The following is an 18,915-nucleotide window of genomic DNA, read 5'->3' as shown; positions in this document are numbered from 1 at the left end:
TCACCCTAGCTTGTTAAAAAACTCGATAACTTCGTTAGAATTTTTGATTGTAGAATAACTACTTATCGAAACTTCTTGTCGAAAAGAGCCGCCTTGTTCTCAAGCTTTTTTCCTGCGCTATTTCTGCTCACTTACTTACTGTGATTGGTATTAATCATTTACAGTTGAGCAAATGACCCTTCCCACGAGTATGTCTCACCCGCGAACTCAACAGTGTGAGTTGCTTGCTGCGTGTCTTCAGCTTGGTTTGAAATACCGTAGTGGTAAGTGTTACCAGAAGTAGTCTGAATGCGAACAACAGTCCCGACACTGTTATGGCCCACAACAGACACTGATTTAACCAGACCACGAGCGCCTACAGAGGCTTCGATTGACTCGTTAAAGTAACCATGCGTTTCTAGTACAGAAGCAAACACGTGGTTTTGACCAGACTGACGTAAGATAAGCGCAGGCTCACTCTTAAGGTTAAAGTCTGGATCGTTAGCACCAGTGCGAGCAAAGATTACTTCACTGCCCGCATTCGCGCTGGTTACTAGGCTGTAGTAGCTGCTGTCATGTAGCCAGCTCACCAGAGAGCCCTCTTGGTTCACTTTGCCTGAAGCAACGTTCCATAAGTGCTGGTAACCGTTGTCTTCACCTAGCGGCTTCAGCGTGCTTTCGATGTTGTAGTCGAAGTCAGTACGGATGATTTGACCCGAGTGGTGAACGGGTAGGTCGTACTGGTGTTCAGCGTCAGCTTCGATGCGGTATACATCTATAACTAGTGGCTTCTCGAACTCAGGAAGTTCAGCAAGAATCACGCTGCGTTGCATGTCTACGCCGGTGTAGTACTCAGAAATTGTGCCGCTCATACCTTGCAGAGACTGGTCGTCTGCTACGAAGAAGTGCTTCTGACCAAACTTAGATTCAGCCAATGCCGTATCGAAGTTGTTCTGTGTTTTCTGATCAACCGTTACTGTGTTGTGAGCAACTGTCTGCTTACAGTAAGACTTGTTCTCTGGGATGTAACGACCGCCAAACTTAGGCTCAACGTTTACCCAGCGACCGAAGCCGTAATCGTGCAGCACTTCGTGGCCACGGTTGAATACGCTTAGGTGTAGCCCATCGTAGTGACCATGGTCTAGTGCAGAGTGGTATTGGTGATCGCTGCCGTGTTGACCAAACCAAATCAACGCCATCGTGTCGTCGTCTTGTTCGTCACGGTGACGAAGAATGCTTACGCCGCCTTTTTCGCCTTCAGGGCCGTCCGTTACAAACAGGCTACCCCAGTTGAATGCTTTGATGTCGTCTGCTGCATTGACAGCGTCAGATAGCGTTTTACCTGAAGCATGGACCCAAACATCTTGTTGGTGATTAGCCATACCAAGTAAAGTTTCAGTCTGCTCATAGCGGTGGTAACACACAGACGTTGCCATAATAACGCCTTCATCGTTAATAGAAATCGTCTTCGATGAATCGTTCAGAGCTGGCAATGTACCGTCTGGGAATGCCGTTTTAAATACCGCGTAAGACGTTGTCTTGATCACTGAATCGTTAAATTCGTAAATACCAAGATCTGGCTGACGACGTTCAATCGCTTCTGCGAACAAGTAGATTGGACGTAGTGAGAAACGGTGGTAGTAAGGACCTTCCATGTAGTAGCCGTCTGGCGAGAACAGTTGGTCAAGTTGCGCTAAGAAACCACCGCTTACTTTGTCTAGTTTCAGGCCGTAAAGCGCTTTGTCTACTGACTCTTGATCGTTGATTGCGTAACCACAGATACCTACCGCTGCCACAGCCCATAAGCCGTGGTTGTGTACGATATCGAAGTCGTGTGCGTAAGTCACAACGAACATTTCGATCATTTGCTTAAGAAGATCGTCTTCGATCAGACGCTTTTGCTCTTCAGAAATGGTGTGGTAAATACAGCTGTACGCACAAGAAGCGTAAAGCATCCACATGTTCTCGTTCAACGTTTGGTGGAACAGCTTACCCGGAGGGTTAGAGTCACGGCTTACGTTACTTTCAAGTGTTGGGTACACCGTCGCGTACGCAGTTAACATATCAACGATGTAATCACGGTACTTTGTTTCCTCAGTGATAAGGAACAAACGACCCGCTAGATCCATGTGAATGTAGTTTTGCTTATGACGGTTATGTTCGTAGCCGCCGCCTTCACCGTGACCTGGAACTTCAATGCCAACTTCCGCCATGTAAGCGTCAGTTTGTTTAATATCGCGAGTCAGTGCGTTACCTAAAAGGCTATCCTTGCCAAGTTCTTTACGAAGCTCTGCTGCTTCCTCAAAGTTAAGTAAAAGTGGTTGATAGCTCATTATTATTTCCCCTGCTCTGCTGTGCTTGCTAATTCTGGGTTTAAAATTGTTTCTACTGAGTAGAAGCCTGTCCAGCTGTATACTTTACCGTTCAGTTCTACTTTGTGTTCAGTGCTATCAGTCGCGCCAAGTTGGTTGCTGATCATCACTGTCACATTTGACTTCTCTGTGGTGATTTCGACGACTGAACCGACGTTTGTATGCGCTACAACCTTGATGTCTTTCACAACGCCGCGAGCATTTACTGATTGTTCGAACTCTTCGTTAAAGTAACCGTGCGTTTCTAGAACAGAAGCGAACAGTGTTGTTTCGCCTTTGCTACGTAAAATGAATGCAGGCTCTAAACGTAGGTTGAAGCTTGGATCGTTAGCTCCAGTGCGAGTAAAGACAACTTCAGCATTGTCGTTAGACGTTGCGCCTAGCCAAGTGTAGTACGTGTTATTTTGTAGCCAGCTTACCAGTGCTGTGCCCTTCACTTCACCACTTGCTACGTTCCATAAGTGTTGATAACCGAAGTCGCTGCCTAGTGTGTTTAACTCTTTGTTCGTTTGGTATTCGAAGTTAGTGCGAACTATTTGACCTTCATATTGATGAGAGTAATCAAATTGGTGCTCACCTTCGCCGCCCTTCTCAGAATCTAAACGGTATAGGTCTAACAATAACGGAGATTCAAGCTCTTCAAGGTTTAACATGAACACGCTGCGTTGCATGTCAAAACCTTGGTAGTGATCGTTAGCAAATGCACTCATGCCGTTGATTTTCTCGTCTTCTACTTTAAAGAAGTGAGGCAAGCCGTGTACTGAGTCTGCACGCTCAACGTCAAAGTTATTCTGACATTTTTCATCAATGGTTACTGCATTATGAGCAATCGTTTGACGTGCGTAAGATTTGTTTTCATCTAGGTAACGACCGCCGAATTTTGGCTCAACGTTCACCCAACGGCAGAAGCCGTATTCACGTAGTACTTCTTGACCGCGGTTGAAGAAAGAAATACCCAGCGTATCGAAGTTGCCGTGACCCATGCCGTGTTGGCCGTAGTTCATCACTAACTGAGAAACGTCGCCTTTCTTATCCTGCATGCGGATAAAACCTTGCGCGCCGTTGTGACCTTCAGGGCCTTCGTTCAATTCAACACTTGGCCAGAAAGGCATGCCGATTTCTTTTTCAGCAGAAGCCGCTTCGTATGCTTTAGATAACTCAAGACCACATGGGTGCATCCATACTGCGTCTTGAATCTTCGCCATACCAAGAATGTTTTGGTCAACACCCTCAGCTGAAGAGTAGTGCTTACTGTAAACACTGACTGCAACCTGAACACCCATGTCTGTGATGCCCATTGTACGAGAAGCATCATTCAGAGCCGGGAACTCACCGTTCGGATAAGCCGTCGCAAGCATGGCTTGTACCGTGTTACCAATCACGCCGCCTTTGTAGTTGTAAATATCAACTTCAGGCATATGACGGTGAATGACTTCAGCGAAAACACATGTTGGGCGAATCGCGTAACGGTGGTAGTAAGGACCTTCCATGTAGTAACCAGAAGGTGCAAACAATTGAGAAATTTGCGCTAGGAAACCGCCCGTATCGTTGCGGTCGATGCCGTAAACCGACATTTCAAGGTACTCACGCTTACCTAAAGCAAGACCACAAATACCGACTGCAGCTACTGCCCAAATACCGTGGTTGTGAATTCGGTCGAAGTCGTGTGCGTATTTAACCGTAAACATTTCTAGCATTGGTTCGAAAATGCGAGACTCAATGTTGTCACGTTGCTCTTGTGTCAGGGTTGAAGCAATACAAGAGTAAGCTAAGCTTGAGAACATTAACCAGCAGTGTTCGTTCAGGATTTGGTGGAACAAACGGCCTGTTGGGTTGGTATTTTTCTGTACGTGGTAATCAAACGTTAGATATTTGTCTGCGTATTCTTCTAGTAATTCTGTAACGAAGTCAGCGTACTTTTGCTCTTTAGTGATCAAGAACATGCGACCAGCTAAGTTCATGTACGTGTAATTTTGCTTATGGCGGTTATGCTCGTAACCACCCGCTTCTCCGTGACCAGGAACATCAATAGGTAAGCGCATGAACGCCTCTAGGTCTTTCGCGTTCACAGCAATGGTTTTGCCCATTAAGCTCGAACGGCCCACTTCAAGGTGAAGTTGCTCTATTTCTGCTTCAGTCAACAATACTGGTTTAGTCGTCATATTCTTTGTCACCCTCAATAAAGAGTTTATCGGTTTAAACTTTGATTAAATTTTCAAACTCCACATAAAGTAATACAATATGAACTTTAATCATACCTATTCGTCATGGAATGATGAGCAGAATCACACAATTAACCATAAGCCATTGATGTAAATGGTAAATACCAAACACCAGGCATTTGCTAAGTTATTGATTTATTTACGCTATATAAAGTATTGCTTGATCAATATCACACAACTCTAGATATATTGTATTACAATTAATCTCATTCCCTTATTATGAATGCAAGTTAAGTAACACTTAAAAGATTTAAACAGATTAGGAGACACACAATGAACTCTTTCTTTATGCTAGATGAAAATCCATGGGAAGAATTGGGCGGCGGTATTAAGCGTAAAATCGTTGCTTATACTGATGATCTAATGGCTGTACACCTTTGTTTTGATAAGGGTGCGATTGGCCATCCTCACACACACGAAATTCATGACCAAATCGGTTATGTTGTTCGCGGTAGCTTTGAAGCTGAGATTGAAGGCGAGAAGAGAGTACTTAAAGAAGGCGACGCTTACTTCGCTCGTAAACACATGATGCACGGCGCCGTTGCACTAGAGCAAGACAGCATCCTTCTAGATATCTTCAACCCTGCGCGTGAAGACTTCCTAAAATAATGAATAGCGCAACCTCAGTTGCTAAGGTAAGCATATGAAATCATTAAACATCGCGGTCATTGGCGAGTGCATGGTTGAGCTACAAAAGAAACAAGACGGGCTTAAGCAAAGTTTTGGTGGCGATACACTAAATACGGCGCTTTACCTGTCACGCTTAACAAAAGAGCATGGTATCCAAACAAGCTATGTAACCGCGCTAGGCACTGACCCATTCAGTACTGACATGCTAGAAAAGTGGCAAGCTGAAGGTATTGATACAAGCTTAGTGGCTCAGCTCGATCACAAACAACCAGGGCTTTATTACATCGAGACCGATGACACTGGTGAGCGTAGCTTCCACTACTGGCGTAGTGATGCTGCAGCGAAGTTCATGTTTGATCAGCAAGACACGCCTGCTCTACTTGATAAGCTATTCTCTTTTGACGCGGTTTACCTAAGCGGTATTACACTTGCTATCTTGACAGAGAACGGACGCACGCAGCTATTCAACTTCTTAGACAAATTCAAAGCTCAAGGCGGCCAAGTATTCTTCGACAATAACTACCGTCCAAAACTTTGGGAAAGCCAACAAGAAGCGATTTCTTGGTACTTGAAAATGCTTAAGTACACCGATACAGCGCTACTTACGTTCGATGACGAGCAAGAGCTGTATGGCGACGAAAGCATTGAACAGTGTATTGCACGTACGTCTGAGTCTGGTGTGAAAGAAATCATCATTAAGCGTGGCGCGAAAGACTGCCTAGTGGTTGAAAGCCAAAGCGCTCAGTACGTTGCACCCTACCCAGTAGACAACATTGTTGATACGACAGCCGCTGGCGACTCGTTCAGTGCAGGCTTCTTAGCTAAACGCTTGAGCGGTGGCAATGCGCGTGACGCAGCATTAGCAGGCCACATTGTGGCAGGGACCGTGATTCAGCATCCAGGTGCTATCATTCCTGTAGATGCGACGCCTGATTTGTCTCTATAATTGCGCACTTTAACTATTAATCAAGGGTTTGCTTAGTTGAAAGCAGACCCATTATTAACGTGAGAAAGAATTCATGACTACATTAAATGAACAACTAGCAAACCTAAAAGTAATCCCTGTAATCGCTATCAACCGTGCTGAAGATGCCATCCCCCTAGGCAAAGCACTGGTTGAAAACGGCATGCCATGTGCAGAAATCACACTACGTACAGAATGTGCAATCGAAGCGATTCGCATCATGCGTAAAGAGTTCCCTGACATGCTAATCGGTTCAGGTACTGTACTGACTAACGAGCAAGTTGACGCATCTATTGAAGCTGGCGTTGATTTCATCGTAAGCCCAGGTTTCAACCCGCGCACTGTTCAATACTGTATCGATAAAGGCGTTGCTATTGTACCGGGTGTTAATAACCCGAGCCTAGTTGAGCAAGCAATGGAAATGGGCCTTCGCACGTTGAAGTTCTTCCCTGCTGCGCCTTCTGGCGGTACTGGTATGCTTAAAGCACTAACCGCTGTTTATCCTGTTAAATTCATGCCTACTGGCGGCGTAAGCTTGAAGAATGTTGATGAATACCTATCGATCCCTTCTGTACTTGCATGTGGCGGTACTTGGATGGTTCCAACTAACCTTATCGACGAAGGTAAGTGGGACGAACTAGGCAAGCTTGTTCGTGACGCAGTTGATCACGTTAACGCTTAATCTATTTTAGATTTCGTAATCAAGCCTCACTTCGGTGGGGCTTTTTGTTATCTGCCGATTATTACGCAGACTAACAGAAAATAGCAAAGTGAAAACAATAAGCTACACTTATGTACCCGTGAAAAAGTTTTCATTATTGATGTCCAAATTAACGTGAATGTCGTCGCACAACACACCAATTTGTAGCACATTTGTTACGGTTATAACTAAAATCCTATACATACCTACTCTCATAAGCACATCACCTATATTGTAATACATACGAACCATTAAAAGGTTATTTGCCTTTAACCTTTTACAAATTAAACAACCAACTAAAGCCTTAAAAAACAATCAGTTAAAAAAACAAACAGCAAGCCAAAAAAAATCAATGCGACCTAGATCATACTAAAGACATATTGTAGTACAAATAAACCTTTGAACGCGTTAATCTAAGCCCAGTTAATTATGATATTTAAAAGGCTGAAAAGATGACTATCGATACTTTTGTTGTTCTCGCCTACTTCTTCTTTTTAATCGCTATTGGTTGGATGTTCCGTAAGTTCACCACGTCGACTAGTGATTACTTCAGAGGGGGCGGCAAAATGTTGTGGTGGATGGTTGGTGCAACCGCCTTCATGACACAGTTTTCAGCATGGACGTTTACAGGTGCCGCAGGACGCGCGTTCAATGACGGTTTCGTTATTGTAATCCTATTCCTAGCCAATGCTTTTGGCTACTTCATGAACTATATGTACTTCGCTCCAAAGTTCCGCCAACTTCGTGTAGTAACGGCGATCGAAGCCATTCGTCAACGCTTTGGTAAAACGTCTGAACAGTTCTTCACATGGGCAGGTATGCCTGACAGTCTTATCTCTGCAGGTATCTGGCTAAACGGTCTCGCTATCTTCGTAGCTGCTGTATTCAACATCCCAATGGAAGCAACCATTGTGGTAACGGGTATGGTTCTAGTATTGATGGCAGTAACAGGCGGCTCTTGGGCGGTTGTTGCTTCTGACTTCATGCAAATGCTTGTAATCATGGCCGTGACAATCACTTGTGCGGTTGCGGCTTACTTCCACGGTGGTGGCTTAACTAACATCGTTGCTAACTTCGACGGCGACTTCATGTTAGGTAATAACCTAAACTACATGAGCATCTTCGTTCTTTGGGTTGTATTCATCTTCGTGAAGCAGTTCGGTGTAATGAACAACAGCATCAACGCTTACCGTTACCTATGTGCGAAAGACAGTGAAAACGCACGTAAAGCGGCAGGCCTAGCATGTATCCTTATGGTTGTTGGTCCACTAATTTGGTTCCTACCACCATGGTACGTAAGTGCATTCATGCCTGAGTTCGCATTAGAGTACGCTTCAATGGGTGATAAAGCGGGTGATGCTGCTTACCTAGCATTCGTACAGAACGTAATGCCAGCAGGTATGGTTGGTCTTCTTATGTCAGCAATGTTCGCTGCAACGATGTCTTCTATGGATTCAGGTTTGAACCGTAATGCTGGTATCTTTGTAATGAACTTCTACAGCCCGATTCTTCGTCAAAATGCGACTCAGAAAGAGCTGGTTATTGTAAGTAAGCTAACGACTATTATGATGGGTGTTATCATCATCGCGATTGGCTTATTCATTAACTCTCTACGTCACTTGAGCTTGTTCGATATCGTAATGAACGTAGGTGCGTTAATTGGCTTCCCAATGCTTATCCCTGTACTACTTGGTATGTGGATTCGTAAGACGCCTGACTGGGCTGGTTGGTCTACTCTCGTGGTTGGTGGTTTCGTTTCTTACATCTTCGGTATCTCGCTTCAAGCAGAAGACATCGAGCACCTATTCGGTATGGAAACAGCGCTTACTGGCCGTGAATGGAGCGACTTGAAAGTAGGTCTTAGCTTAGCTGCTCACGTAGTGTTTACTGGTGGTTACTTCATGCTAACTTCTCGCTTCTACAAAGGCCTATCGCCTGAACGTGAGAAAGAAGTTGACCAACTATTCACTAACTGGAACACACCATTAGTAGCGGAAGGTGAAGAGCAACAAAACCTAGATACTAAACAGCGTTCAATGCTTGGTAAGCTTATCAGCACAGCAGGTTTCGGTATCCTAGCAATGGCTCTGATTCCAAACGAACCAACAGGACGCTTGTTGTTCCTACTATGTGGTTCGATGGTACTAACCGTTGGTATCCTACTGGTTAATGCGGCCAAAAACCCTGCAAAAAAGCTAAATGATGGAGCGATTCTCAAATAGTATAGAGAAAGAACACTATTCGCTTAGCTGATATAACACATAAAATAATGCCCATGCTTTCCCTCGACAGCATGGGCTTTTTGTTGTTTTATCGAGGCTATTGGTTTATCGGGGCTCATTTAGCAAGATTTAATAACAAATAGGCCAGCATTGCTGGCCTATTTCGTTATGGTTTAGTTATTCACTTCTAATCACTAGCGCTTATCAATTGAGCGTTAACCGTGAGTCATAACATTCTGCTGTACTAGCGCATCCAGAATATCAGAAGGCATGGTGCCATTTAACGTCAGCTGAGGAACAAGATCTTCAACCACAATCACTTGTTCTGTCGTGCCTAAGCCATCAGGGTTAATCGTAAGCTCAATATCATCCCCGTCGACCTTCGCATCAATGTGTTGCAGCAGTGTTGTTATATCTGGTGAGGCACTTTTCAGCTCAGGTAACACTTCTCTTAGATCGAGTTGGTCTCCTTCAGATAGGCTAAAGTCGGTAATCGTATCTTCGACACCATCTTCGATGTTGAACCATACAAACGAATCCATACCGTCGCCACCAGTCAGAATATCGGAACCGCCTCCACCGATGAGAGTGTCGTTACCATCACCGCCAACTAACGTATCGTCACCCGAACCTCCTTCCAGACGATCATTTCCAGATCCCGCTGTCAGGTCGATATTGCCAGCCCCTGCCAATAACTGAACATCGTCGGTTTCTGTAGCTAAATCGATATCAACACCGTTAGACACAATGTTCAAGTTGAGGTCTATCGAAGCCGATGTTGCAGTATCGCTGTTATCTAGCTCTTCTGAAACCGCCTCCACTTTGAGTGTGTAGCTTCCCGGCGTATCAGAAAGCCCGACCACTTTCACAGTGTCAATCGCATCCGCCGTGGCAATCCAAACTCCACCACCGACATCAGTCACTGAACCCACATCACTCGTAATTTGAGCACCAACAGGCACATCACTGATACGTAGCGTTAGCTCTTCCGTAATATCGGTCAAGGCAGCAATAATACCAACCAAAGGAACGCCGCTAGCGCTTACTGACTGGTTAGCGGTGATATTTCTGACGTAGTTAGACGCAGTATCAATCGACAAGGTCGGCGCATTCGCCACAGGAGTCACTGCTATATCATAGATAACTGGCGTGGTTTCAATGACGATACCAGAAGGGTTTCCGCTATCTTTCGCGATGACTTCCAAGCCAATGCTATTGGTTGGAGACAGGCTCGCATCCAGATAAACACCCGCAGGGCTAGTCGGTGTGTCAATTAATGCATTTAGGTCGCTCAACGTACCTACTAAGATAACCGAACCTGTGTTGTTGCCATTCACCATCACAGTTGTCACGGCAGGCAGCGACACATTTAACGTTCCGTAATCCACCGTCAAAGTGACCGTCATCAAGTCATTAGAAAATGAATCAACATAATCAGGATCACTGACATTGATGCCACTCAGCAGCTGACCCGATTCTTCATCAATAAAATCAGTGACATTGTCACCATTAACAACAGGTGTATCGTTAACACCTTGTACCACAACGCTGATTTCCGCGGTATCCGTTAAGAAATCATTTGAGCCATTGGTTGTACCGTTATCTTCTACGGTATAGGTGAATGTAACATCGCCATTGTAATCATCAGCTGCCGTGAATACCCAGTATGGGCCATTAATCGAATTGTCATCCGCCCCACCAACGTTCTCAAACTTCTGAATTTGCCCCTGACCTTGATCGATTTCGACCTTAGTTACCGTAATGGCATGCCCCTCAGGGTCTGTCGTCGCTGTAATCAGGTCTTCAGCTTTGATGATTAGCTGACCTTCTTCAAGCATGGTGCCCAAATCAATATCGGTTGCCACTGGTTGGTCGTTAACTTCTGTAACTACAAGGCTGATTTCCGCACTGCCCACTTTGAAGTCCGGCGAACCGTCGGTTGTACCATCATCGATAATGGAGTAATTGAATTTGACGTCTCCATTATAATCATCAGCTGCCGTGAACACCCAGTATGGGCCATTAATCGAATTGTCATCCGCCCCAGCAATGTTCTCAAACCTCTGAAGCTGACCTTGACCTTGATTTTGAGTAAGGCTGATATCTGTTACGGTAAGGTTATGATTTTCGATATCAGAGCTTGCCGTAATCAAGTCACCCTCAACAATCACGATTTGGCCATCTTCCGGAATCGAGCCCAAATCAACATTGGCCGCTATCGGAGCATCATTATATTCCGTCACTTTAATAGTGAAGGTAGTTTGATTCGTTTGAGCGGTATTCGGATCACCCGCATCAATCAAACCGTTATTACCACCGTCATCGATCGTAGCATTAATGGTCACTAACCCACCCTGATTGAGATAGTTCTGATCCGGGTCCGGTTTGAACGTAACCTCGCCATTAGTTAGCGCTGCATTGATGTCAGCTTCTTTACCTGTCATGACAAGTGAGCCATCAGCCTGCAATACAAATGTCACACCATTGGATTGAGTGCTTGGGAGTACAAACTCGCCCTGTGCACCCGGCAGTGTTTGGTCAACTTTTAGCGTCAGTACATACGGTGCATCTGGATTATCAAAGTTTGCGTCGATATCGTAAATACTAAAGTTGTTGATTGCCACGCCAGTAGAGTCTTCTGTCGTTTCAAGGTTAGTCACATTGACAAAGGTCGGTTGATCGTTGATAGGATCAATCACTAAATCAACATTGAAACTCGTTGGTGTGCCTAAATGCTCCGTGTTATCAGCATCTGTATCCACAGAACGAACGGTAATCTGCAGTGGACCATTAATACCCAAAGCATTACCTGTATCACTATTATGTTCGCCAGAGTTAAATACGATCTTATCTAGCGACTGAGCTGGAACATCGAGAGTCCAGAGCTGTGTAGTTGAGTCATAACTACCCAAGGTCGTTCCGTCAGGGTAGTAGATATAAGCACCTTGAGGAACACCTGCCACTTCGACTCGAAGGGTTTCAGGTGCATTTTCGGTATACGTTCCGTTTCCTGAGGCCGACAACTCTTTATCTAAAATAGTCGCATTGATTTCAATATCAATGTTTTGGCCTTCGTTACCCGCTATAGAACCCGTCGGGTCGGTATCAACATCATCGCCAACAGGCACCACATGCAGTTTGAAGCTTGGCAAGTTTGCAGCCGCAGTTGGTACACCAAGTAGCGACTCTTGAGTGAATACTTCAACGCCAAATTCAGCAGTACCACTGAAGTTTTTCGGTGGTAAAATCGAAATTTCACTTAAGTCGAATGAAAGCCCAGAAGCTTGAGGCAATTGAACACTCCACTCACCGCCACCGTTGTTTTTCACAGTGTAAGCAGAGCCAGTATCTACACGCATCTGGAAGCCATCAGGTACATCGGTGAACTTAATCGATACAAACTGTTCTGATCCATCAAGGTCAGTCAGAGCAATCGATACTGGTCCTGTACCTGACAAGGAAATAAGCTGGTCTTCGTTGCCGGTAATCTCAATTACATCAGGATCACTACCCGGCCCAGAGACAAGTACATCATCAACAACCGGAACAACATCAAAACGAACACTTGTATTGAAGGTATCGGAGTCGGTTGCAGTGCCTACCGGAAAAGCAGAGTCATTGTAGGTTGCGGTATCTGTAACTGTACCACTTACATTAATCTGCACTTGATTAATATCATTTCCAGTTGGGTAGTTTTCTATCGCCCTAAAGAGGACATTATCGAGCGCCCCCGCCGCGATTTCAGCTTGATTAAACGTGACTGAGGTACCAAGTGAAGTGCCCGTATTGTCATAGAATGCCCCTATCGAAGGGTCATCCAACGTCAAAGTAATGGATGTAAACGCCTCTTGCCCCCCTTCGACGCCTGATACCTGATCCGAAATAGTCGAATTGAAGTCGAGTTGAATGTAGGTGTCTTCGTAACCCTCCGGATCTTGTCCAGCCTGACCGTCGTTATCAACAGGATTAAAGGCATCATCAAGCGAACCGACGACATTCACCTCAATCGTAGGGTCCGTCTCTGCATCTGGCGCGACTTTGATGACGACGTCGGTAACTAACGTTTTCTCATCACCAGAGAGCGTATCTTTGGTCACTATGGTTAGTGGTAATCTAAAGTCACCAGAGTAGTCTGCCGGCAAGTTAAGTAACAGCCCTGAGAAATCAGTTGGAACGCCCTGTTCAACGGTTGTTTCGAATACATATTTTCCATTAACAAAATCGACTTCACTGCTTCCCGCTAAACTAATTGGGAAAGTGCCTCCTGGGTTAATGGTCACGGAGTCATCAATGATAATGGTCACTTGGTCTACCGAAGCGTCTTCTCCAGAGAAAGTGATCAAACTATCTAGCGCAGCTCCCAAATCTAGCTGTGTGTCCTCGATGGCATCGACAACACTGTTTGGTGTCATCGTAATATCTGCTGCGACCTCACCTCCCCCGACAAGTACTTCTGGGAATGACAATGTCACTTCGCCTTCCCGCACAACGGCAGGTGAAGACTCAGTCTCAGCACCATCACCGCGATCGACCACCGTACTAAAAATAGTCATCTTGATGTCATTGAATGCGTCTGGAAGATTAGAAATAGGAGGAAAACCAAGACCATTAGGTGCACTGATGCTAAATAAGTCCTCATTGGTCACAACCCAACGACCATCGCCTTCATAAGCCGCGCCAATAACGAGTAATTGATTCAATACGTCATCTGATAATGGAGTCTTATTCGTGTCATTATTCGTTAATTGAATAACCAGTTGGTCGACTTCCTCAATAGCAGATGATGCATCGGTTTCTTGATATCGAATAACAAATTCATCCGTGGCGGACGGATTGTCGCTGTTGGTTGTAAACTTGAGTACACCAGTCAAAGGATCGGCGCTCACCGTACCCAAAGAACCAGTTCCAGCCACGTCGTCGACGATAAGCTGATTATCGATGCCATCATGAGTCTCAACAACGGGTCTTACGATAACATTGATCGTACCTTTAACCGTCGCAGTCGCAATACCCTCACCAGGGTTAGAAGAGTCCACATATTCGTGATCACGCTCCTCAACGTCTACCTCTGTCGTCAATGTGAAATCAACGCTAGAGTCCGTTGGCGGAGTCATTTGAATAAAGTTATTCGCTAGTGCAATTTGGGTAAATTGTTCCGGCGTTTGATTCGCGTCTTTAGGGGTAATCGTTAACGTACCCGCACCATCATTCACAACAGTCACATCACCATTTACGGTGGGTGTGACACCCGGTGGAATACCGAAAATCTTAATTGAAGTGAAATGCTCATCTGAGTCGATATAGTCAACGCCTTCAGGGTGCCAATCGATGTTGATAGCCGTATCTTCGTTCCCGTTTGTGACGTTGTTGTAGGTTGTTGAGGTATCGATGATAGGCTCAACCAACACTCGAATTTCTTGATCAAAAGAAAGTGTGTGACCGTCGTTTTCCGTTACGATCACTTTGCCTTGAATGTGGATATTCTCGGTCGAAGAGTCGACAGGTCGAATACGAATACCTGACGTTGTACCCGCCTCCGTAATATTAGCTTCGTAGATAGGTTTTGATAAATCAGGGCTACCACCCGGTCCGGTTTCGTAACCCACAAAGTTAAGATCAATAACCGTACCGTCACCATCCTCGATTATAACGCCATCAGGAATACCCGATAAGATGACCGTTATTGATTCGGAACCATCGTCCGGTAATGGTGTAGTGCCAGTGTCAGGCTTTCTCTCACCCGACAATACCGTGAAGTCAAGCAGAGCAAAGCTGTCGCCGTTTTGACTCTCTTGAATCGTCGTTTGAACACCGCTTGCAGTACCATCTGTAATTGCGGTCCAATCGGTATCATTCGTCCCACCATAAGGTGTGTCAGCAACTCCTTTCACTTCAACGTTAACCGTTTTAGTACCGAGTATTTCTACATCGACTTGTTGTGGGTTGGTTGACAGGTTTGCAGTGTCCTTCACTACACCTGTAACATCAAAAGTGAAATCCACATTGCTGTGTTTAGTTGGAACCACCTCAACGTTAGCCAAATCGGAATACGCTATTTCGTGGTAATTGGTACCACTGACAATAGGAACCACCGTGGTTGTACCTACAAAGTAAAGCACTGCGCCTTCTGTAATATTGCTGATACGAACAAACAGTTCTTCAGAGCCATCCGTATCGACCGACCCTGTCATGGTGATGACTTCGTCTAGCGTGAATGCATCTTTGTTATCCAAAGGCCCAAGGTAGTCGGGATTATCAATATTGTCTTCGTTGATTTGAATGCGATTTACACTGAACCTTCCAGGGTCAGCGTCAGCAGTGACATCAATAATGATGTTTTGCTCTACAGAACGGGCCTCAGTTTTATCATTTGCTCCGCCGTTGGCAGTATCTTCATAAGGATTCAGTGTTTCTTCTGTAACCGCTGTTGCTTTGAATTTAATCTGACCCGAGAAATTATCAATAGGGTTAACCACGGTGGTGTTAATGTCTTCTGCTGCTATTTTATATACACCATCCGCCGTCAGAGTAAGCACATTGCCGTCTTTATCAAGAAGCTCAAACTTCCCGTCGCCTTCGATAACTTCTAACTCATAGGTGATCGTTTCAGTTTGAGTGTTATCTTGTGATTCTGCATTCAGCTGTAGTGTGACATTGTCTTCATCTTCGTTGACTTGATACTGATAAGTGCTATTACCATCATCCCAAGTAGCAATATCCGCTACCGCTTCAATCTCGATTTTGAAGCTTGAGTTTACTTTGTGGTCAAGAGTGCCTCCATTATCGATCTCCAATTGATAGCGGATCTCAACACCATTACTATCTGAACCATAGTTTTGGTCAGGGACAAAGAACAGGTTATCGATAGTCGCAATAGTTTGTCTGACTTCACTCGGGTTTAATGCAAAGCTTTGTTGCATTTGAGGCGGTCCAAATAATATTTGACCGTTAGTTTCAGGCGTTAACTTGTGATACTCACCACCCTCAAAGTAATAGAACGTGCCTCTATGGTTACTGTTTTTTATAATCAGTTGACCGATAGACTCGCTGTTATCCCTGTCATTCAGGTTAACCTGAAGCGCAACTTGAGCTGGTGCATTAGGTAAACCGCTTTGGTTGTCTTGTATATTTTCAAGAATCGGAGCATCACCTGCAGCATATGGTATTGTTGAGTCTCTACCCGCATCCTCAAAGGTGGTCACTGTCAGCGCGATCTTCGACGAATTCCTATCCGTAATAGTGATGTCCAAGGGTGTCGATGACGTATCTGAATCGCCATCCTTCGCTGTTACATTAATAGAGAAATTAATTTCATCACCAACATGCTCTAAGTAATTATTGGCTCTAAACTCAATCTCACCATTTGAGTTTATTTTCAGTCGACCCAGCTCTCGAGGATCAACAGCGCCATTGATCTGCTCATATACTCGTACCTCTTGAGTACCACTATTTAAATCGAAGTCACTACTGTAAGACCCACTGTTCCCTGAACGGAAAACAATTCCACTTCCGTCAAATGCTTCAATTTTGCTCAGTTCCGCGCCATCGGCACCGACATCTGTAGAATCAGCAAACATATCGACTATAGAGCCGCGATAACCCTGACCTTCAACACGAGTAATCGATTGTGTTGTCACTAATGGAATATCATCAGTGACTGTTATTTTGAGATCAATCGCATTCGATTGGTCTTGATCAAAATCTTCAGCAACGATTGAGAAATCAAGATCTATCGCGTTCTCGTTTGCACCGTCAGGGTGCTTCAGTGGTTTAAACAATTCAAACTGATAACTGTTATCAGAGGTATCGAAAACAATCTCAAACACGGCTTCATTGCTGGTTGCAGTTTGAGCAACATAGGTGAATGTTGTGCCGTTTTGTGAAACAGCTAGCCACTCTAAGCTTTCTCCATCGGAGGTTAAACCGCTCAAGACTAAATCTTCATCAACCAGTTCATACTTCACAACGCCATCGGCACCTTCATCGACGGTGAACAGTCCATTGATAATGGTGTCTTCAGATTGATCCGAACCTATGCCTGAAAGGTCGTCTTCATCGACAACCGTTTCGCCCGTCGGCGGCGTCATTACTGGAACATCATCAATGACTTGAATTGGTAGTTGATACTGGTTGGAGTCATCGCCATCACCGTCTACCGCCACAACATTAAATGGTATGGTTAGGTCATTTGATCCAGTAGCGTGATTTAGAGGGCCAAGTAAAGTGAATGTGTATGACCCATCGTTACCCAGTGCAAGAGTAAAAATCGGAGTCCCGCTTGTGGTCGCACCTTGGTAGGTAGTTGTGTTCGCAGCCCCAGTGACCTCAGTGATCGAAATCGCTTCATTGCCTGATGTCAGAGTAGTTTCTAGAGTGGCTACGTTACGCAGTTCGTAAACCTCTACTTGGTCTGCACCTTCTGTGGTCACAAACGAGCCTGTCGCTTGAGCCACAACAGAGCCTAAATCATCTTCATCAACAACAAACGTACTCGCAACTGTTGTATCCGTAATGACGGGTACATCATCAGTAATAGTCACCGTAAGAGGCTTAATTACTGAATCCGTATTGTCTTGGTCGACCGCAATAACTGGCAAAGTGAAGATTTGAACGTTATTACCTTGCACAGGCAGGTGATCTAACTCTTCTAACAATGTGAAGGTATATTGACCAAGCACCAAACTATCAAAAGTGATGGTGAAAATGTCCGTTTGGACACCACCGTTTTCTACGAAGCCAATATAATTGTCGCTGTTTAGAGGATCTTCTTTTAGCTTAACAACCAGACCATCCGATTTTAGGTCCCCAGTTGTGTTGAACTGCGCAGTATCAATACGGAAGTGGTTCACATCATCACTACCAGATGTAAACGTCATTGTTCCGGTTTGAGTGACCGTTATGCTCGGAGAGGTGCCATCAAGCAGGTTTGCTTCAGCCAAAGCGACTGGTGGTATGTTATCAATAACAGGTGGAGCACCATCTGAAATAGTAAGCGTAACGGTCGACGTGACTTCGTCACCATCTTTATCTTCAGACGTGACCGTAATCGTCTTAACAATATCGCCCCCTGAATGATTGAGGTTGCGATTAGGTTCGAAACGGACATCACCTTCCAGAGTGATATACAGTTTACCTTCAGCAACAGGGAAAACCTGCTCTCCAGTTGTCCCCTGAATTAACGTGTACACGTTGTTATCGTAAGTAAACTGGGTAATCGTTGCCCCGTCGGCACTTTGGTTTGGCATCACATCAACAGTGCCTGTCGTGACAACACCAGCGGCTAAATCTGCAACCGTTGGTTCCGTAATGCTCAGCGTTTGATTTTGCATGCCTTGAACGTCATCGCTGACCGTTACTTTCAATGGCGACATCAATGAGTCATCACCATCGCGGTCTACCGCATAAACGGGCAGTTCAAAGCTCAAGTCATTATTTGCTTGGCCATCAGCATGATCCAATGCTTCAAGTAGCGTAAAGGTGTATTCACCCACCGTGCTAGTAGAGAAGCTAATAGTAAAGACCGGAACTTCTGGGGTGGCTCCGTCTTTCACAAAGCCGATGTACCCCCCAGTCGTGTTTGGATCCGCTTTAAGCTCAACGACCAACCCATTCGATTTGAGCAAACCATTAGTATTAAATTGGTTCGGTTCAATGCGGAAACTGGTGACATTATCACTTTGATTGGTGAACTGAATTGTCTCAGTTTGACTCACAGGCACGGTGCTTGCTGCCGAGCCATCGGTTAGATTGGATTCTGATAGCGTGACGCTAGGAATAGTATTGATGATTGGAATATCACCATCGGTGATGGTCAAAGTCACGGTGG

General features: G+C 45.0%; 7 protein-coding genes. 4 read left to right on the top strand and 3 right to left on the bottom strand.

Annotated elements, in window-relative coordinates; genetic code table 11:
• Window positions 1-158 precede the first annotated feature (158 nt).
• On the bottom strand, window positions 159-2,312 hold the full coding sequence (locus tag AB6C75_RS19630; protein WP_009846520.1) for a heparinase II/III family protein: 2,154 nt from the start codon (window positions 2,310-2,312) through the stop codon (window positions 159-161).
• Between the two features lie 2 nt (window positions 2,313-2,314).
• Window positions 2,315-4,513: a heparinase II/III family protein gene (locus AB6C75_RS19625; protein WP_372108830.1), complete on the bottom strand. Its 2,199-nt coding sequence runs from the start codon at window positions 4,511-4,513 to the stop codon at window positions 2,315-2,317.
• Between the two features lie 333 nt (window positions 4,514-4,846).
• On the opposite strand from AB6C75_RS19625, the gene AB6C75_RS19620 reads away from it, so the two are divergent.
• The 4 genes from AB6C75_RS19620 (at window position 4,847) to AB6C75_RS19605 (ending at window position 9,089) form a co-directional block, all read left to right on the top strand.
• A complete protein-coding gene (locus AB6C75_RS19620; protein WP_010438329.1) occupies window positions 4,847-5,182 on the top strand; it encodes a cupin domain-containing protein in 336 nt (111 codons plus the stop codon).
• Window positions 5,183-5,216: 34 nt separating this feature from the next.
• A complete protein-coding gene (locus tag AB6C75_RS19615; protein ID WP_371728214.1) occupies window positions 5,217-6,149 on the top strand; it encodes a sugar kinase in 933 nt (310 codons plus the stop codon).
• Window positions 6,150-6,222: 73 nt separating this feature from the next.
• Complete coding sequence (locus AB6C75_RS19610) at window positions 6,223-6,849, top strand: bifunctional 4-hydroxy-2-oxoglutarate aldolase/2-dehydro-3-deoxy-phosphogluconate aldolase (RefSeq protein WP_372108828.1); 627 nt, start codon at window positions 6,223-6,225, stop codon at window positions 6,847-6,849.
• 470 nt (window positions 6,850-7,319) lie between these two features.
• Window positions 7,320-9,089, top strand: coding sequence for a sodium:solute symporter family protein (locus tag AB6C75_RS19605; protein WP_372108826.1), 1,770 nt, complete (start codon window positions 7,320-7,322; stop codon window positions 9,087-9,089).
• Between the two features lie 215 nt (window positions 9,090-9,304).
• On the opposite strand, the gene AB6C75_RS19600 is transcribed toward AB6C75_RS19605, so the two are convergent.
• Window positions 9,305-18,915: cadherin-like domain-containing protein (locus tag AB6C75_RS19600; protein ID WP_372108824.1), on the bottom strand; the 9,611-nt coding region annotated here is incomplete at its 5' end.

This window comes from Vibrio sp. 10N.237.312.B06 (assembly GCF_041464685.1).
Taxonomy (GTDB): domain Bacteria; phylum Pseudomonadota; class Gammaproteobacteria; order Enterobacterales; family Vibrionaceae; genus Vibrio; species Vibrio tasmaniensis_A.
The sequence above is the reverse complement of the archived record's forward strand: the minus strand, read 5'-3'. Positions and strand labels throughout refer to the sequence as shown.

What these genes read in the sequence shown, in the direction of transcription:
- AB6C75_RS19630 (WP_009846520.1), bottom strand. Translation starts at nt 2,312, where the DNA reads ATGAGCTATCAACCACTTTTACTTAACTTTGAGGAAGCAGCAGAGCTT.
- AB6C75_RS19625 (WP_372108830.1), bottom strand. Translation starts at nt 4,513, where the DNA reads ATGACGACTAAACCAGTATTGTTGACTGAAGCAGAAATAGAGCAACTT.
- AB6C75_RS19620 (WP_010438329.1), top strand. Translation starts at nt 4,847, where the DNA reads ATGAACTCTTTCTTTATGCTAGATGAAAATCCATGGGAAGAATTGGGC.
- AB6C75_RS19615 (WP_371728214.1), top strand. Translation starts at nt 5,217, where the DNA reads ATGAAATCATTAAACATCGCGGTCATTGGCGAGTGCATGGTTGAGCTA.
- AB6C75_RS19610 (WP_372108828.1), top strand. Translation starts at nt 6,223, where the DNA reads ATGACTACATTAAATGAACAACTAGCAAACCTAAAAGTAATCCCTGTA.
- AB6C75_RS19605 (WP_372108826.1), top strand. Translation starts at nt 7,320, where the DNA reads ATGACTATCGATACTTTTGTTGTTCTCGCCTACTTCTTCTTTTTAATC.